The sequence below is a fragment of the Sivoneniella epilithica UHCC 1019 genome, assembly GCF_040830845.1.
Lineage (GTDB): Bacteria > Cyanobacteriota > Cyanobacteriia > Leptolyngbyales > Leptolyngbyaceae > ULC077BIN1.
Genome location: NZ_JBFPDP010000008.1, coordinates 15,526 through 33,509, shown reverse-complemented (window position 1 = coordinate 33,509; position 17,984 = coordinate 15,526). Strand labels below are relative to the sequence as shown.

At 49.7% G+C, this 17,984-nt stretch carries 10 protein-coding genes; 8 read left to right on the top strand and 2 right to left on the bottom strand.

Translation table 11 applies throughout. The features are described from left to right. The first annotated feature begins 8 nt into the window (after positions 1 to 8). The 8 genes from AB3R30_RS07225 to AB3R30_RS07190 all read left to right on the top strand — a co-directional run bounded on the left by AB3R30_RS07225 (position 9) and on the right by AB3R30_RS07190 (position 16,829). Positions 9 to 1,925, top strand: coding sequence for a hypothetical protein (locus AB3R30_RS07225; protein WP_458648486.1), 1,917 nt, complete (start codon positions 9 to 11; stop codon positions 1,923 to 1,925). Beyond that, the gene (locus AB3R30_RS07220) at positions 1,922 to 6,595 is read left to right on the top strand and encodes a hypothetical protein (protein ID WP_458648485.1); all 4,674 of its coding nucleotides are present in this window, start codon (positions 1,922 to 1,924) and stop codon (positions 6,593 to 6,595) included. Before AB3R30_RS07225 ends, AB3R30_RS07220 begins: the two co-directional genes overlap by 4 nt. A 27-nt stretch (positions 6,596 to 6,622) precedes the next feature. Continuing rightward, a complete protein-coding gene (locus AB3R30_RS07215) occupies positions 6,623 to 8,443 on the top strand; it encodes a hypothetical protein (RefSeq protein ID WP_458648484.1) in 1,821 nt (606 codons plus the stop codon). Positions 8,444 to 8,445: 2 nt separating this feature from the next. Further along, a complete protein-coding gene (locus AB3R30_RS07210) occupies positions 8,446 to 10,455 on the top strand; it encodes an ATP-binding protein (RefSeq protein WP_458648483.1) in 2,010 nt (669 codons plus the stop codon). Positions 10,456 to 10,469: 14 nt separating this feature from the next. Further along, positions 10,470 to 11,951 (top strand): eCIS core domain-containing protein, encoded by a 1,482-nt coding sequence (locus AB3R30_RS07205; RefSeq protein ID WP_458648482.1) that lies wholly within the window; start codon positions 10,470 to 10,472, stop codon positions 11,949 to 11,951. Positions 11,952 to 12,213: 262 nt separating this feature from the next. Continuing rightward, on the top strand, positions 12,214 to 13,422 hold the full coding sequence (locus AB3R30_RS07200; protein ID WP_458648481.1) for a hypothetical protein: 1,209 nt from the start codon (positions 12,214 to 12,216) through the stop codon (positions 13,420 to 13,422). Positions 13,423 to 13,617: 195 nt separating this feature from the next. Next, positions 13,618 to 15,432 (top strand): eCIS core domain-containing protein, encoded by a 1,815-nt coding sequence (locus tag AB3R30_RS07195; protein WP_458648480.1) that lies wholly within the window; start codon positions 13,618 to 13,620, stop codon positions 15,430 to 15,432. A gap of 170 nt (positions 15,433 to 15,602) precedes the next feature. Further along, entirely contained in the window at positions 15,603 to 16,829 is a 1,227-nt protein-coding gene (locus tag AB3R30_RS07190; protein ID WP_458648479.1) for an eCIS core domain-containing protein, read from the top strand. Positions 16,830 to 16,836: 7 nt separating this feature from the next. Here the strand turns inward: AB3R30_RS07190 and AB3R30_RS07185 are convergent, their stop codons facing one another. Together AB3R30_RS07185 and AB3R30_RS07180 are read right to left on the bottom strand one after the other, a co-directional pair. Then, positions 16,837 to 17,094 carry a hypothetical protein gene (locus tag AB3R30_RS07185; RefSeq protein ID WP_458648478.1) on the bottom strand — a complete coding sequence of 86 codons (258 nt, stop codon included), beginning with the start codon at positions 17,092 to 17,094 and terminating at the stop codon, positions 16,837 to 16,839. A gap of 185 nt (positions 17,095 to 17,279) precedes the next feature. Next, positions 17,280 to 17,981 carry a hypothetical protein gene (locus AB3R30_RS07180; protein WP_458648477.1) on the bottom strand — a complete coding sequence of 234 codons (702 nt, stop codon included), beginning with the start codon at positions 17,979 to 17,981 and terminating at the stop codon, positions 17,280 to 17,282. Positions 17,982 to 17,984: the final 3 nt, after the last annotated feature.

Sequence of the window (17,984 nt, the reverse complement as noted above, 5' to 3'; positions counted from 1 at the left end):
TTAAAACAATGGTTAAATTCATCCAAGGTTCTGCCCGTGAACGCATTGATACTGCTGAACTCGCCGATTTGATCGACTCTGGTGCGATCGTGGTGGACAATCGTCGCCGTCGTCCGTTCTATCAGGACGGTCGTTTTTTGACCGCTGACGATTTAACCCGTGACCAAACCTATTTTTTAACGCGACAGGCAGATTTGAGTCGGGCAGGTGGGTTTGGCGTTGTGCAGGGCTTAATGGTGAGTTCTGACACGGCAACCTCAGTCCGCATTACGGCTGGGCATGGAGTCACACCATCGGGTGAACTGGTAATTTTGCCAGAGTCACGCTTTATCTCGTTGACGGATGCAGCGCGGATGCAACGTTTAGATGCAGCGTTTGGGCTGTCGCGCCTGCCCAACGAACCTGCTCGGAGCTTATCTGGAATGTTTGTGATCGCGCTACGTCCAGTAGAGTATACTGCCGACCCGATCGCCACTTACCCCACTTCCATCACTGGACAGCGCACCGTTCAAGATGGCTACATCATTGAAGCTGCGGCAGTCACGCTAATTCCCTACGCGGCTCTGGGTGGTGCCGATCCTCGCTTAACGCGCGCTCAGGTCGCCCGCGAGATCTTTGCGGAGCGATCAACAAAAGGGATGCGAGATGATCTGCTGCCACTGGCAATGGTGTCCTTACGACGGGGGGTTGTAGATTGGGTTGATCCGTTTCTGGTACGGCGAGAGGTGGGGGTGGATCAGAGCACCATTTTGAGTTTGGGTGTGGCTCCTCGCGGTTTACGAGAAGCCCATATTCAGCAGCACGATCGCCACTTACAAGAGGTTTTGCAGCAGCGGAACCAGAGCGGAGAGGGCTGGCGATTTAGCGCGTCACAGCATTTTGCAGTGTTACCCGCAACTGGACGGTTCCCAGCGGCAGCGATCGACACCAGCGGGGCTGACTTTACTCAGATCTACTTCCCGGCAACCGTTGATGTAGATTTGGCATTTATTCCGTCTGATGAAGTAGCTGCTCTAGTCGAAGAAAGTTTACTACTGCCCCCGATCGACCTAACCCTGAGTAATGACGATCTTGATTCCACCGCCATCTTGGTGTTGATTCCGACGTTTCGTGAACGGGTGCGCCAGTTAAAAGCCACTTTGCCCCAACAGCCTAGTCAGAACAATCTTATGCGACGGATGATTCCGGCGGCAGCGGGACTGGTTGCCAAACGTCAGCCGTTACAAGTTCTGCAAGGACTGCGGCTGCCCCGCTTGCCCGTACGACCCGGACTAGATCGTCAGTCACAGGCAGATCGAACTTGGCGTGAAGCATTGGTAGCCGTACCGGATGGACTGCTGTGGTATGTGCGACGGCGCAGTTTGCCTTACCGTACTGAGGTGCTAGGTACTCGCATCTTTGGCGGCAATCGAGAATTTGAGGCAGAAGGGTTACTAAATCAATCACTCGGTCGGTTTGTGTTGCGCGATCGCCTCACGAATTTGCAACGTGATTCCAGTGCGGCTGCCAACTCAAATGTCATGTCGTTGCTAACTTCGGAAAAACTGATTAATTCTAAGCTGTTGCTAAACGCAGCGTTGCAGGAGTTAGAAATAGCAAAAACTCCCGTCGATCCGACTGTGGTAGGTGGAGAGCAAAAACTGGATCAACAAGGCGTTTTCAAGGTCGCTGGACGCTTTGCTGATCCTAGGTTTGGCGAAGGCATCCAGCGGCTACAGGCTAACAATGCGCCGCTGGACGATGAAGCCATTGCTAACACGCTAGCGCAAGCTCGCATCGTGCCAGAACTCGATCGCCTCGGCAGAACGATTCCAGTCGCCGAACTGCCTGCGTTTAATGAACGGTTAGCGGCGATCGCCCGCACAGGTAATGCCCAGGATGTGAGCAAACTAATCCGACAAAAATTGGAGGAAAGCGGACGATGAGCATAGACCCAATTCAAAATCCTCTTCCTGGTGAACGAATCCTTGATGTGGTGCCGATGATCCAGCCTCAGATTGAACCGCCTGTCTGGCATCGGCATTTGAATCTGTTTACAGGGCGATCACTCAGCAGTATTGCTCTGACTGCCGAGCAGCAGGGACGTGCTGGACGGTTGGCAACCTATGGACAGATAGTTTCAGCAGGCGTGGTGCAGGGACTGCAAGTAGACACCGAACGTGAAGATGCCGTCTGGTTCGGAGATGCCTTGCCGCCCGGAGCTAAACCCTTTCCAGAGGATGGTGAATCCTGGAACTGGGTGGCGACCAATCCTACTCCGTTGGCAGGACGACGATCGCACCAATCCCCGCTCACGGCGGGTTTCCATCAACATGGTTTTATCGGGGCGACCAATCGCCTGGTGATTCATCCAGGTGACTCGCTGATCGCCTATGTGTATCTCGACCCCAGCAACCCGCCCAATGAAATCTTGCTGCAATGGCATGACTGGGAAGCAAACAGTTGGGAGCATCGGGCATTTTGGGGTGCGAACAGGATCGCCCTTGGCACCGACAATACCGAAAGCCGACACCCAATGGGCGCGTTACCAGAGCGTGGGAAATGGGTGCGACTGGAGGTGTCCGCTCGTCAAGTGGGGTTAGAAGGCAAGATTGTGGATGGCATGATTTTTAACTTGCTGGAGGGACGTGCCGTTTGGGATCAGATCGGGAAGGCGCGATCGCTGTGTCGGATTGCCGCCGGATTCGGCATCACGGCGCAGGGCGAAGACGTGATTGTGCTGCAAGAAATGCGGTTAGCCCTCAGTGATTTACCGGTTTATAACCAGCCAAAACTGCTGGGACAATTAGTACAGCCGTCTGAGAATCCGTTGCCTGCCACCGTCGGGATTCTGGTGCTGCAACCCGTGGTGATCAATATGGTAGGCAAGCCTCGGTTGCCCGATGACGAGGATGACCAGGGTGATGCCTTTGACGATCTAGAACAAATCGACGGCAGTCGGTTGCTCTACTACCCTTGGTCGTCGGACTGGTTTGCATTGCCAGAAGCGGGCGATCGCTGGCGCAACCGTCTTGCCTATGCCATCTTCAGTGCCGAGAAAGGGAACGGGCTGGGCGAGGTGATGCCGTGGGAAGAAATTGGCGTACCGCTGGCGCTAATAGCCTTTGATGATGCCTGGAATCCACTGTTTATTGATTCTGCAGCGGTGGTGCGTTCTGGCGGCAAACCCAAGGCACGAACCCCACTGGTTTCAAATGCTGGCAGTCCGTTTTTGTGGCAGGCGCGGATGCAGCAGTTTGCCGAACAACTGGCAGAACTTGATTTAAGCCAGATTTCGATCACTCAGGCAGCCAACCAGTTTCGCTATCTGCCACCTGTAGGCGTTTTACCCAAAGAGGCGATCGATGCGCGGACGAACCAGGACAACTTTTTCCCTGCCCCTTACGTAGTGCAAGCGTTGCCAATCCCCGTTGAACAACTGGATTTAGTGATGCAGGCGAGTGCATCGCTGCTGCCGTTTGACTTGTTTACACCCGATCAAGTGCAAGTCCTGGTGCCCGTGCCGCAGCAGTTCTATGACCCCAATTTACTGCAACGTGAGGCGGTTGATCCCCTATTTGAGCAAACCATTCAGGAATTTGTAAACCGACGCGCCGACTGGTTGCAACGGCGAAAGCTAGTACGGAAGCGACAAATGGCGATCGTGCGTGCCATTACGGGCAGCGCTCCAACTTACCCAGCCTCCGACCCAGCGCGATTAGAAATCGAATCCGACGTTCCCCTTTCGCCCCAAAGCCGAGTGCATCTTTCGGTCGTGACAACGGGACTGCATCAACATTACTTTGAGGGTGCAGACCCAGCGTTAGCCGTAGCAGCTAATGAGGTCTGGGCGGTGTGGGTCTATCTAGATCGCGACCATCCACCCCGACAGATCATGCTTCAGTGGAAAGCTAACGCGAGTTGGGAACATCGTGCTTACTGGGGCGAAAATCTGATTGCGTTTGGTGAAAACGGTACTGCCAGCCGACAATTTATCGGAATGTTGCCCGAACCAGGGCAGTGGATGCGCCTGGAAATTCCAGCGAATTTAGTCGGGCTAACAAATACTCAGGTGAACGGGATGGCGTTCACCTTATACGATGGTCGCGCTGCTTGGGGCAAGGTGAGTAAGCAGACTCCCGGAACCCCCGAAGCGGTCTGGGTGGGAGACAGTTTGCCTAATGACCAAGATGGCTGGGTATGGGCTACAGGCGAAGACCAACTCTCTCCATTTGAATCTAGCTACCAAACTGAATCGCAGCAAACTGAGCGAATTGCACTCCCCTTAGTGAACCTGCGGACAGAATTGGAAAGCGTGCTGCCTGCTGAGGTTAGCAATCTCACAGATGATAAAAGTATCGGTCGATTCGTCAATGAGCTGGAGGTTAAGGTCAACCAGGCAAACGATAAAATCGACTTCTTTTTCTTGCAGGCACGAACCGATATCTACCGAGTTCGACAGTTGGTGTTAGGCAGTGATGCCGCTAGCCGTCTAGTCACGTCGCCAGCTTTGGCAGAAATCGCTCAAGGTGGTAAAAGTGCCCGTGCAACTCAGGAAGAGATGATTGAGTTCTATCAACAGGCAAAAACAATAGAGATTCTCACTCCGATAAAAACTAAAGATTTGATCCCCAAACCTTTATCGCCTGCTGTAGGAGGTGTGCCCCTTGTGAACGCCGCTTTGCCCCAGAATCTATACAGTCCGAAAATGAATGTGAACCCAGTCTCCTTAGGGTTTTCGCAAGGTGGATCAGCATCAAGCGCTTTCTTTAGTGAGCTTGGGCAAATACTAGGAAAGGGACAGATGATGACCTCCAAGTTTCCAGGGCAAGGCAAGGGGGGAACTAGCGCTAAACCAACATTTACCGCTGATGATGTGATTGAGCAATCTCCTACTGTGGGACAACCAATTCATAACGTAACCGTGGGGGAAAGGTTGCAAAATCCCGCAGCGGTGGAAGCCAGAAAATTTGCGATTAAAGGACGCTATGAAGTGATTGTAAGCCTGATCGCGTTAAATCTGAACTTTGGTGATAAACCGATTCCCGGCATTCGGGATAATAACAAAGACATTACGTTTAGTGATTTAGAAGATGCGAATCTACGCAACCCAATTCTTCTCAAGATTCAAAAGGGAGATTTTGATCCGCTTCCTACCCTTTCGGATCAGTCTAATCAATCGAATCAATCCAGCCAATCCAATCAAGTTGAGGCAGATCAATCCAATCAAGTTGAGGCAGACTATTTCTCAGCCAGCATCAAAACGATTGACGACACGATCGCAACCTTACGGATTGCCGAAGGCGTAGTGCAAACCTACCGTTTGGCGATTGTAGCATGTCGCAAAACCTTAGCAGATTTGCAGGTGCTAGCCAATCAGATCAATCAACGGTTGCAGGCAATTGATGATGGATTGGCGGAGGCGCGTCAGGATGTGTCGATCGCGCGATCGCTGCTACGCGAAGAAACGGCTCGTGTGCAGGCACTCAACGATCGCCGCGACCAGATCATTCGCGACTTTGTGCCCTTTTTAGTGTTTCAGCGTCCACGGGAGATCGATGCCCTAATTCAAACACCGACGCGAACTCTTAATCCCGGTTTGACAGAATCGCCCGTTCCCGCCTGCCTCAACCGTAATATTGCTGTTCCGGCTGAACTACAGGCTATGATTACCGTAGTGCGCGAAGCTCCCGTGCAGTGGTTTACGCGACTGCCGCGCCTGTTGGATCAGCTTAATCAGATCGAAGGACTGTACCGCGTCATGCAAACGGCAATCCAGCGGGTGACGGTGTTGAGCAACAGAAACGAGGTGATCACGAACGATCGTACCGCTGTGGGTAGAGGAATCAATCGCCTCTACACCGCTCAACAGCAGATGGTGATTTACCAACGCATCCGGATTGGGCAAACGGATCTTAACCGCCTGTCACAGCAGAATTGGCAACAATCTCGCCAGCAAGCAGAGTCCGTTGTATCACTTGGTGACTTGATCGAAGGTCAGGGCGATCGCAGCGATTTGAGTCAGCGTGCTGCTCGTGAATTGCAGGATATTGCTCATGTGGCTGCTTGCCTCTACGCCAATATTGGTGAAGTCCTGCCAGTGATTCGGTTGGAGTGGGCAGAGATACTCAGTCAATACGACGATCCGGTGAATCTGCAAGATTTGGCAGATTTGCCTCGATGGACAGAGATTTCCTATTTAGAGCGCCGTGAAACCCAAACCCTAGTGGATTGGCTCTACCAGCAGATCAATCGTAATCAACCAGAAGCCGTTGCCCTGATTAGTGATCTGGTTCGCATTTGTATTCTGCTTGCCAGCCATGCGCCGATCAATCAGATCATTACGGGACGGGTAGCTCAACCCGCGATCGCCACTCAGGGCAACCGAGTTGAGTTGGAGATCAATCCCGCGCTCGTTCGGATTGGGATGCAAGTTCTTCTATATTCCGAAACTAACCAGATCGTTGCTCAGGGAGTTGTCGAAGACCTCGCAGTTGGACGTGCCAGTGCCCGCATTGTTCAAGCCTATGAAAAGAACGCTCAACTAAAAGAAAGCACCCGTGTCCAGTTTAGCGAATCACACCCCCCCAAACGTTTAGATTCTAGACGTTTGTGAGCTTGCACTTTAGTTCTACCTAACCCCATGCCGCCCCCTTCTCGTCACGCCCGTAGAGTTTGTTTGACCGCTTCCAGTGAGGCGCTGATTCGACGCGGCGCAATTTTGCTGGAAGATGCTTTACACACTGCTTCGTTGCCAGAGTCAACTGGAAGCCGAGTTTTAGTGGTGAGATCGCTCCACGTGGGCAAAATTCACAATCGGCAAAGTTCGGCGAGTTTGGCAGTGGCGATCGAAAAACGGTTGTGGCAACTTCATTCGACCGCTGTTCATGCGGCAGATTCTGCGGCTGTGCAAGCTGCTGCCGTCTATTTTTGGGATGAAACCGAGCCGTATCGCCAACTCGCCAGTCGGTTAGCGCGACAGGCAGATGTCAGCGCCTGGTTTTGGACACTTGCCGTTCCAGAATGGCAGCCAAATCTGCCCAGGGCGGAGGCATTTCGTCGCATACTGGTGGGCGTTGCTCAGACTCAGCCCGGTGCGATGGCAGTCGTCGCATTGCTTCAGGAATTACAGCAGCGAGGTGAAATTGCTCCCCTGCTTGCGGCTCTCAACTGGCAGGATGGCGCTGTTCTATTAAGTCAAAGCGGTTGGCAAAAACCGAATTTACCGCTTTCTTTGGTAGAACCATTCTCGCCCTCCGAAATGCAGCCACTTACTGTCTGGCGTGCGTTACTAGTGGAATGGACAACGACTTGGGGGACAGACGATACGAGATCGCTTTGGTTAACTGCGATCGCCCTACTTGCTGATAATCCTGCTCGTATACTCGATCCACATCTGATGTATCGCGCTCAACAGGTGATTAAGGCAGCGCAAGCGGTCTCACCTGATCTGACCACTTTGCACTCCTCTGTGTTAGAGCCATCATCCTCACAGCCAGATGAAAAAGTTGCTCAATCTTCCGTGACTGAACCTGAAGCGGTATCTGCATCCGATTCAATTGAGTCAGATGCGATCGCCTTAGACCAACCGACATTAGAACCATCAGCATCGCTAGTATCAGAAGCTGTTGACGACTCGTTATTCCCGACTTCGATCGCGCTCACAGAATCCAGCCCTATCTCAGAACTTTCAGGTGTTAACTCCCTACCCCATACTCCCAATCATCAAACAGCCGTTCCTTTCCCAGAGTCGCCTGCGTTCTCCTACACAGAATCCTGGGACAATCCGCGTCATACCGAGTATGCAGGACTTTTCTTCCTCATGCCGCTACTCAACCATCTCAGCCTGAATGAGTTTTTGGAAACCCATCCTCACCTGATCGAGATGCAGTTTCCCCAATACCTGCTGCACACGATCGCCCACCGCCTTGCTATCCCCACCCACGATCCCATCTGGCAAGCCTTACCCAATTGTCAGATTGCCCTACCCTGCCAATTTGCCGAATTCGTCGTTCCGCAATCCTGGCAGCACCATATCTACAACCCCGAAACTGGATTGACTCGATTTAGCGGAAGTGATTTTGAGATACTCTGCGATCGCTCCCAGCACCTTCCCCTTGCTCTCTGGTACAATAGCCCACCCGCGATCGTTCAAACCTGGTTGGACACTTTTCCAACCTCCTCTGCTCCTCATTCTCCCTTTCCTACTCCCCATTCTTTATCCTCTATCCTCCACACCTGGTTAACCGCTATCCGTCGCTGGAGTCGCCGCTATGCCCAAATGGGATTGCTTAACCTGGTTCAACGTCCAGGACAGCTTGCTTGCACTCGCACCCATATTGACCTGCTGCTGAACCATCAGCAAGCAGACATTCGGATTCGCCGAGTGGGGTTAGATCTCAACCCCGGTTGGGTTCCCTGGTTAGGGCGTGTGGTTTCGTTCCATTACCTATATGGGGAATAGCTATGCCAGACCTGCAAACACCTACGGCGGCAAACACGGCAGAGAATTCTGCACAGCCCCCGATAACGGTTTCTCTTAGCACTTACGCTCTAGCGGCGATCGCTACTAGTCTAGGTAATGCCCTCACCGATCCCGCTCCGGAACTGCAATTTTTGCAGCAGCAGCTTCAGGCAGTCACCCGCAGCCAGCCCGATTGGAAGCAGAGTTTGCAAATCTACACCCGTCAGCCTTCTGCCAAAGATTATCCGCTGATTCAGTTAGCAAAGATACTGAATCTCCAGCTAATCGAAGTGCTGACGATCGCTCTGGCTGCCGCTGTTGAGGAAGACGTGATGGTGGGGCGATCGCTGGCGCGGCTTCAGGCTCCTTTAGGCGGTTCTCGTCCGACTCTTGGACTCGTGGCATCTGCGTTCGCTGAAACTGTATCTGGATCGCTGCATCCGATTCAGTCACTGGTGATTGGGGTCGCCGTGCAGAGTGGATTGCTGAGCCTGCTGAATGAAGCTGCTCCATTGCCAGAGCGAACTGTGAGTGTGCCCCTGCATTTGTGGTTAGCATTGAGCGAACACGATGGACATGTGCCCGAAACGACGATTGGGCTGGGAAACTTACCTGCAATTCCATTATCAACTTCGACACTGGCAACTGCGGAAAAATACGCTGTTAGTCTCAAGTCTTCTACCCAGCGAGTTCTGGTTTTACGCACAGGTTCGCCAACGGAAGGGCGATCGGTGGCACAGGCGATCGCTCAAACGCTCGATCTCCGTCCGCTGTTGATCGAAACTGACCAGGTTAAGAGTCTGGGACCGTGGCTGCTGTTGCGCCAATTACTACCTGTGTTTTGCTTGGAGTTGGCACCGGGAGAGCGGAAACTGCTACCGCCGATTCCCTTTTATGTCGGTCCTATTTTGGTTCTATGTGGACCCGATGGCAGTGTGGAGGCAACTGGAGAAACTGCCCTCAGTTGGGTGCTGCCTGTGCCTGATCAGTCGGAACGTCAACAGCTTTGGCAAGAAGCATTGGGAAATGAAACACTGGCGACGAGTTTGGCGCAGCAACATCGCCATAGCACCGGACGCATTGCCCAACTTGGACGGTTGACCCAGCACCAGCAACTATTGCAAGGGGATGATCAACCCCAATGGGGGCATGTTGTTGCGGCGGCGCGAACTGGAGAAGGCGCAGGCTTGGATGCCCTGGCACAAGCGTTGACGGACGACATTCCCGATGATGCACTGGTGATGACCCCGGCGCTGCAAGCGGAATTACAAACGTTGCTGCTGCGTTGTCGATCGCGCGATCGCCTCGTTGAGGGGTTGGGGGTGTCTGCCAGTGCTCGCTACCATCCGGGGGTGCGGGCGTTGTTGGTTGGTCCTTCGGGTACGGGAAAGACGCTAGCAGCGGGCTGGCTGGCAACTCAGTTAGGCTTGCCACTCTATCGGGTCGATCTAGCTTCGACTACCAGCAAATATATTGGAGAGACAGAAAAGAATTTGGCGCAACTGCTGGCACGGGCAGAGCAGGCAGAAATCATTTTGCTGTTTGATGAAGCGGATTCACTGTTTGGCAAACGCACCGATGTGAAGGACTCGAATGATCGCTTTGCTAATGCCCAAACCAATTATCTGCTCCAGCGGATTGAATCCTACGACGGCATCACGCTGCTGACCAGCAACAGCCGTAGTCGCTTCGACGCTGCCTTTGCTCGTCGATTGGACATGATTATTGAATTTCCCCTACCGGGACCGGAGGAGCGGCGATCGCTGTGGCGATCCCATTTGGGAGACGGTCATCACTTGACGCAAATGGAGTTGAACCAATTGGCGGCTTCGGTTGATTTGACGGGTGGTAATATCCGTAATGCGGTGTTGGCGGCGGCTGTGGTAGCGCAGAGTCAGGAGCGGGCGATCGAGTTTGCGGACGTAGTGCAGGGGGTGGCGAGTGAGTATCGTAAGCTGGGACGGCAGTTACCGACAGAATTGAAAGGCGATCGTTCACTTATTCTTTCTTAAGAGGCAGAAAGCCTATGAAAGCAGCGTTTACTAAACAGAATGCACCTGACAAAAGAAGTCAACACACGATAAAGCCACCTACCGTTAGTCGAGTAAATTCTCCTGAGAACGAAGCAGGAGCAGCGGCTGGAGTACCTCTATTTTTGCAGCGATCGAGCGTTTCACAGGCTAGTCCGACTGAGAACCTTAATAGTTCACTCCAGCAGCATATCCAATCAGCATCCGGCAGAGGAGATTCTCTAGACACAGGCATTCAGCAGCATTTAGAACAGAACTTAGGAACCAATCTATCTAGCGTACAGATTCACACAGATTCAGAAGCCGATCGATTGTCTCGCGCTGTGAATGCGATCGCGTTTACCACAGGTCAAGATATCTTCTTTAGTACAGGTAGCTATAATCCCCGATCGTCGGAGGGTCAGCAGTTGATTGCTCACGAAGTCGTGCATGCTGTGCAGCAAGCGAATGGAGCCGTTGCGGGTACTCCAACTCCAGACGGGATTTCGATTAGCGATCCGGCTGACTCGTTTGAACAAGAAGCCGATCGCGTAGCTCATCAAGTAATAACCTCTCCTCAACCTGGTTTGATTACAAGCCCAAAATCGGCGGCTCCAGGCACAGGATCACTACGCCACCTCCACCGCAAGGCGATGACTCTGTTTCAAAAACGCACTGACAAGGATTGGTACCCAACCCATAGGCTGAACTGGAGAGCAAGTATTGGAAAACTCTCAACCACAACGAATACGTTTGTCAAAGCTGCTATCTTTAACACGCAGAACAATCATCCTGAAGAGTATACAACGATCGCTGAAAGAAGCGCCTACTATGATGTGATTGATGCCCTAGCAGCAGAGGGGGTCTTACCCAAGAAGATCAGATTTTTTGGGGCTGCTGCCAAAGTTACTGATCGTTATGCGGTCGGCAGTATCGAGCCTGGGTCATTCAGCGGCATAGTTAGCTGGATTCTACACTCCAAAGAGTCAATTCAAGTTCTCAAGGATGTCAACAAAATCCTGTTTGAGTCGAACATCAAAATCATCAGTCGTCTGATGAGTCGAGGCAAGCCGACTGATCCTAAAGATTCTACCTCAACTGCAGAACTGTCACCGATGCAGTTTGACCTCAACATGGTGGATGTCGAACAGGGAATTGTAGAAACCTATCTGAAGGGAAAGACCGCTAGTTTATCGGCTGAAGCCATCAAGGGTATCAATGATGATCTCAACTTCAAAGGCGCGGTTAGAACATTCGGAGAATACACATATGCAGACCCGCAGTCAATCAATTGGGCAAAAGCAGCACTAGGAAAAGATCCCCTAGACTTCATGATAAAAGAAGATCGAGTCGCGATCGGTAAAGCACTCGTATTTTCTCTACACGCTAACAGCTTGGATGAATATAAGACCTACGTGAAAGATAAAACTACGCCAGTCGATCACCTAAAAGACGATTATCGCAATGCCTTCTCAAAAAGTATCACACCCAAGCAATAAACTAGGAGCGCCGTATGGGAGACAAATTTGAAGCTAAAACAGAAGATGAGTTGCCTAAGCGAAGGAGTCGCCCCCTCCGCTCGGCTGCAAAACCGTGCGTGAAAGTTTCCCTTCACGCGGCTCCTCGTATAGTGAGACCGCCCGTAAGTTGGGTTAATGTATAAAACCCAACACTTGTATAGTTACGCAATCTCTAATCCATCCTTTGCTCTTCTGAGTTGCGATAGAACCAGAGATTTAACCTTCTTCAGGAGAAAAGCTGATGAACTATACATTCGCGCAACAGCCAGAATCTAAGAAAAAGCCTTCCCATGCAGCGAAACCTTTAGAAACCACCTTCTCTCCAGCAGTGGAACCGGGTGCGGTGGCTGGAGTGCCACTGTTTTTACAGCGATCGAGTGTTTCACAAACCAACGCCATTCTGCAACCGAAGCTGACTGTAAGTGAACCAGGAGATATTTATGAGCAGGAAGCTGACCGTGTAGCTGAGCAAGTGATGAAAATGCCCAGTCCTGCTTCTATTATTCAGCAAGAGCCATTGCTTGAAGGTAAAGAGGAGCAGGTGCAGGCTAAACGACCTGTCATTTCACCCAAAACAAGCATATTCGGCAAAGTGGCAAATAATTCAACGTTACTTCAACGACGGCACCCAAGAGGCGCGAGTGATGTGTTTAATACACGAACAAATGAAAAGCTGCTAGACGAGTACGAAGATGCAGTGGATGACTTACAGGATTTCAAGAAGCAGAATTACTCTAAATACTCTTCTCCTGGAGCAATATATTTTCCTAGTCAAAATAACTTACGAGTAAAAGTTATAGTTGGCTTCAAATTTCAGCCTGAGGAAAAAATAAGCATTACTCCTGAAGAGATAGAACGTGCAAACGCTGAGAACCGTCCAGCAACTCTCACAAAAACTTTAATTGAATGGACATCGGAGGAACAGCAAGAATTTAAAGGTAGGTTTCTGCGCATTGCTAGCGCTGATTGGTCATTCAACCATATCATGTACGCCCATAAAGACTGGTGGGAGAATTTACGGGCAAGTGTGATTGTCAATTTCGTTGAGGGCGTTTCTGCCCTCTCTAATAAACCTGATCGTCTAATTACTGTGTCGAAAGAAATTGCTGAACGAAGCCATGTTTTCGGCGCAAATGTTTTACTACATAAAGAGGATGTCGAAGGTACAGGCAAAAAAGCAGGACATGAGGCAGGTCATATGCTAGGTCTGGGTGATGAGTATGGAGAAGCGGAGAAGACTGGTCAAAAAGTTCGCCATAGCGAACTTATAGAAGAAGAGTTTGGTCCAAAAAGGATAATCATTCGCGGTAGCGAAGATCCAGAAAGTATTATGTCAACTGGAACAAAGATTTTGCCAGAGCATGGAGTTGTATTCTTAAAAATTATACGAGATCTTGCTCCCCAAGCTATTTGGCATTTGTACCCGAAATCTCCTAGACCGATACCGTGATTACAAGTTGTGTTCGATGTCTCAACGCTTCAATTGTTAATCAAGGTGTGTGGCTACTTAATACTTAGTTGCAACTTCATACCTCATAAATTGAATTAAAGATCAGTCTCTAAGACATTTGTCTTGACATATTTAACAGATTTGAAAATCAATCATCATGCCATCAATTCTTCTGTCTAAACATACATAACTCAAATGGCAATAACTTCTTCCAAGCAACTTAAGCCCGCCAGAAAAAGCAACACGCTGAAATCATCTGCAACTACTCATGCCAGTTCTTCACAGAACGAAGCAGGAGCAACATCGGGAATGCCTCTGTTTTTGCAGCGATCAAGTGTTTCGCAGACTGGTGCTTTTCTGCAACCAAAGCTGGCTGTAAATGAACCGGGAGATATTTATGAGCAGGAAGCTGACCGTGTAGCAGAGCAGGTGATGAAAATGCCCAGTCCTGCTTCTGCCATGCCGCAAGAGCCGTTATCTACTGAAGAGGAAGCGGTACAGATGAAACCAACCACCATCTCACCTGTAAGTAGTGCTTCTCTCCAACAGAAGTGTTCAAAATCTCAGCGAGAAGGGCAAGTGCAGCGTTCAGGCAATGGCACTGCTGAAGTCGGTAGTGATATCGAGAGTCAACTGAATAGCAGTAAGGGTGGGGGAAGCCCGCTGTCGGATGAAGTGCGATCGTTCATGGAGCCACGCTTTGGAGCTGACTTTAGCCAAGTTCGAGTGCATACAGGCAGTGAGGCGGCGCAGATGAATCGAGATTTGAACGCCCAAGCTTTCACCCACCAGCAAGACGTTTACTTTGGTGCAGGGAAGGCTTCTGGAAAGGACGCGTTGACTGCTCATGAACTAACTCATACGGTTCAACAAGCTGGAGAGCAACTAGTTCAATTACAAAGTAAGCCAGATCAGTTTAATAAACTAATTCAGAATGGTGATTGGCATGGTGCAGCGTGGACTCTTGCTCAACGAGATCCACAAGAGATTACTGCAAAAGTACGTTCAATGTCGTCGATGCAACTTATTTATCTTGTTGAAGGTGCTCGACATGGTGAGGGAAACTGGAGTATTGATTCAATCATATCCACGGTTGATAAGATTAGCCACAGGGAGTTCGTTATCGGTAGCGTTAGGTTTTTTGTATGGAAACACCGTTGGAGGGAAGCTGGCACATATTTGTGTGGTCTAAGTGATGAGGATATGCGTCAAGTTGCCATCAATTTAAAGTTAACACTTTCAGATATAAATGCTATGGCTGATGAGCAACAAACAGACAACCCCCCGGCGGCAGGGCGAATTTTTTCTATGTTGCTTCTTAATACTGAAGTGCGTCGTCAGGCACCACGCGACTCAATCGGGAAGGATGGAGGAAAAAAAGTCGAGCTTTGGCTTTTAAATGATCCATTAGTGGGACAGTATGCTAAAAGCAAATTTGATGCTGGTATTGCAGTTAGAGGGCATCTACACATTATTCCTGAGGCCAAGTGGGCTGATACGCGTGTGAAGCATACTCTCGGACGGAGACACCCTGACACTGGCAAAACTGAGAAAGATAAAGACGAACTTAGAAAAGAAGCAATAACCGTACGTGGGTTTACTGTAGATAAAAAAGAGATTTATATCCGTCAAGGAGAAGACAGTCCTAGTACAGTTCTTCATGAAGTGATCCATCTTATTTCAGAACAAACCTTCATAGAAGACTATGGAATAGCAGTCAACGAGGGAACAACTGAATACTTTGCTCGGTTAGTCGCACGTCGTGCTGGTTTTCATCCAGGTCGCAACTATAATGAAGAACATAATGGAGTCGCTGCACTTGCCTATATTGTCGGAGATGTCGCTCTTGCTGAGGCTTTCTTTACTGGCAAAGTACTCTCGATGCAACAAGCAGTTGAGGATATCAAGGGACCAAAGATATTTCGAGAATGGTGTGAGGTGATGCGTGATGACAGCCAGCGTAAGAACGCTCCAAAAATTCTTAATGGCGCTCCAAAAACTTCTAAATAATGATGCTCGTGACAGACTTACACAACGTTAGAGCGATCGCTCGCCCATAGGTTAGGTTAAAGCGTGAAACCCGCCGCTTATATAGTTACGCATCGCTAACCTACCCTATCCCTTTGCTCTTCTGAGTTGCGACCGAACCAAAGATTTAACCTTCTTCAGGAGAAAAGCTGATGGAATCTACATTCGCGCAACAGCCAGACTCTGAGAAAAAGCGTTCCCAGGCAGCGAAATCTTCGTCGGGAATCACCTTCTCTCCAGCAGTGGAACTGGGTGCGGTGGCTGGAGTACCGTTGTTTTTGCAGCAATCAAGCGTTTCTCAATCTAACACTTCTCTGCAACCAAAGCTCACTGTGAATGAACCGGGAGATGTTTATGAACAGGAAGCAGATCGCACTGCCACTGAGGTAATGCGAATGCCTGATCTGCCCACACAGCAAAAGCCGCTATTTGAAGAGGAGGAAGCGGTACAGACGAAACCAATCGCCATCGCATCTGTAAGTAGTGCTTCTCTCCAGCAGAAGTGTTCAGAATGTGAGCAAGAGCAAGTGCAGCGTTTAAGTAATGGCACTGCTGAAGTAGGTAGCGATATCGGGAGTCGGTTGAGCAGTAGTAAGGGTGGGGGAAGTCCGCTGTCGGATGAAGTGCGATCATTTATGGAACCCCGCTTCAGCGCTGACTTTAGTCAAGTTCGAGTGCATACAGGCAGTGAGGCGGCGCAGATGAATCGAGATTTGAACGCCCAAGCTTTCACCCACCAGCAAGACGTTTACTTTGGTGCTAGCAAGTCTCCTGCTAAGGATGCATTAACTGCTCATGAGTTGACTCATGTAGTACAGCAAACGGGGCAAGTTCAGATGAAACCCAAAAAATCTGAGAAATCCAAACCTTTAAAACCCTATGAACCACCAGCAGGATCTTATATTTTGGCTAAACCCCCCTTGATTCCACAGCAAGGAGAAACTTGTTGGGCTGCTTCTTTACTTATGTGGTTGATTGCTGGATCAGCTGGGGGAGGATTAGCGTCATTGGCAACTCCAGAAGGTATAGTTAGACGCTATCGAGATAAGGGATATTTAAAGGGTTCAGATCCTTTTTCAGACACCTTGCTTCCTAGCTACTGGAAGGATGTGGCTTCAGACTACGACATGGGGCAACGCGAGGATATTTCTGGTTCGGACATAACATATGATTTTCTGGCGGAAAAATTAAGCAAAGGACTATACTTATGGGTTACTGAATCTTTATCCCCATATGCTCATGCTTATGTTGTCTACGGTGTTGAAAGAGGTGATGAAGATGTGGCAGCTTGGCACCGTGCTGATCCTAACAAAGGTGTGACATTTACTGAACCACTCACTTCAATTCAAGCTGCAAGAATTTTTAAGATAGGGTTCTAATATGACATTAAACATACTCATGGATTGATCTGCGTAAAGAGGTACGATCGCCCGTTTTATAGTGCGATCGCTCATACCAAAAAGAGACGATTTGCGTAAAAGAGACAGATGTTGAAGGATTGAGGAGCAATCTCTTCTTCAAAAGGGAAACAATTTTTGTGAAAGAGATGCCCAATGCCAACAGCAATAACTGTAATCGAGTCACCGATGATGGCGGCGATCCCTGAGATTGAGCGAAATCATGATGCTCGTTGTTGCCTCTCACCAACTACGCGATTGGGACTTTAAGACGTTTCAATTAAAATTTGATGTAACCATTAACACAAGACCGGAAGATCGTAGACCAGGAACAGTTTTTGATAGTGCAAGAAAACGCTACTCCTTTGTAAATCGTACCGTGATTGCTTCTCACTCACAGTACACGTTCTTCATTTTCACTGATGTGAATTACTACTTTATTTCAACGAGCTGCTTGTTGAGAATGGTTTTCTCAATATGGTATTCTTTGCCAGTCCAGGAAAAAACAATCTGTCGAATGCGGTTATCTTCAACTTGGTTGGTGATCAAATTGGGAAACTCGCTTGACCGAAGCTCTTCAGACTCCTTGTCCTGAAATAAAACAGGTATGCTCTTGGGTAGCAGTGGTTGCAAATAATGTTTCCAAACCAATCGATAAGGTGCTTGTTGATCATTACTCAGAGCAAGGGCAGATTGATCTTCCGGCAGTTGAGTATAGGCGACAAACAAACAACCTGCCGCGCCACAAAGCTGAGGAACCTTGGAAAAGTTGAAGACAATTACCTGTCCGTGTTGTCCTCTTATAGTGCTTGCCAGCACAGGCAGATTGGGTTGTTCCTCTTTGGGTACGGTGGTCAGATCATCAAACGCTTGCTGAAGCAATACAGGCACGGTTTGCTGAGCATCTGCCCACTGCAAAGGCTGTCCATTCAATGCCAGCACACGTTCCACACAGCCCGTCAGTCCTAGCAGAGAGCCAAGCAATAAGAAACAGGCAAAGCCAACCCGAAACCACAGTGCAAAACGCACTAACCAATGGGGCGGAGGTGGAAGAATTGGCTGTTCTGTTGGTTTGGATATCGCGTCGCTAACGATCAATTCACTTGTATTTTTCGTTGAAGATAACTGAGTCATGAC

What these genes read in the sequence shown, in the direction of transcription:
- AB3R30_RS07220 (WP_458648485.1), top strand. Translation starts at nt 1,922, where the DNA reads ATGAGCATAGACCCAATTCAAAATCCTCTTCCTGGTGAACGAATCCTT.
- AB3R30_RS07205 (WP_458648482.1), top strand. Translation starts at nt 10,470, where the DNA reads ATGAAAGCAGCGTTTACTAAACAGAATGCACCTGACAAAAGAAGTCAA.
- AB3R30_RS07190 (WP_458648479.1), top strand. Translation starts at nt 15,603, where the DNA reads ATGGAATCTACATTCGCGCAACAGCCAGACTCTGAGAAAAAGCGTTCC.
- AB3R30_RS07200 (WP_458648481.1), top strand. Translation starts at nt 12,214, where the DNA reads ATGAACTATACATTCGCGCAACAGCCAGAATCTAAGAAAAAGCCTTCC.
- AB3R30_RS07195 (WP_458648480.1), top strand. Translation starts at nt 13,618, where the DNA reads ATGGCAATAACTTCTTCCAAGCAACTTAAGCCCGCCAGAAAAAGCAAC.
- AB3R30_RS07215 (WP_458648484.1), top strand. Translation starts at nt 6,623, where the DNA reads ATGCCGCCCCCTTCTCGTCACGCCCGTAGAGTTTGTTTGACCGCTTCC.
- AB3R30_RS07210 (WP_458648483.1), top strand. Translation starts at nt 8,446, where the DNA reads ATGCCAGACCTGCAAACACCTACGGCGGCAAACACGGCAGAGAATTCT.
- AB3R30_RS07180 (WP_458648477.1), bottom strand. Translation starts at nt 17,981, where the DNA reads ATGACTCAGTTATCTTCAACGAAAAATACAAGTGAATTGATCGTTAGC.
- AB3R30_RS07225 (WP_458648486.1), top strand. Translation starts at nt 9, where the DNA reads ATGGTTAAATTCATCCAAGGTTCTGCCCGTGAACGCATTGATACTGCT.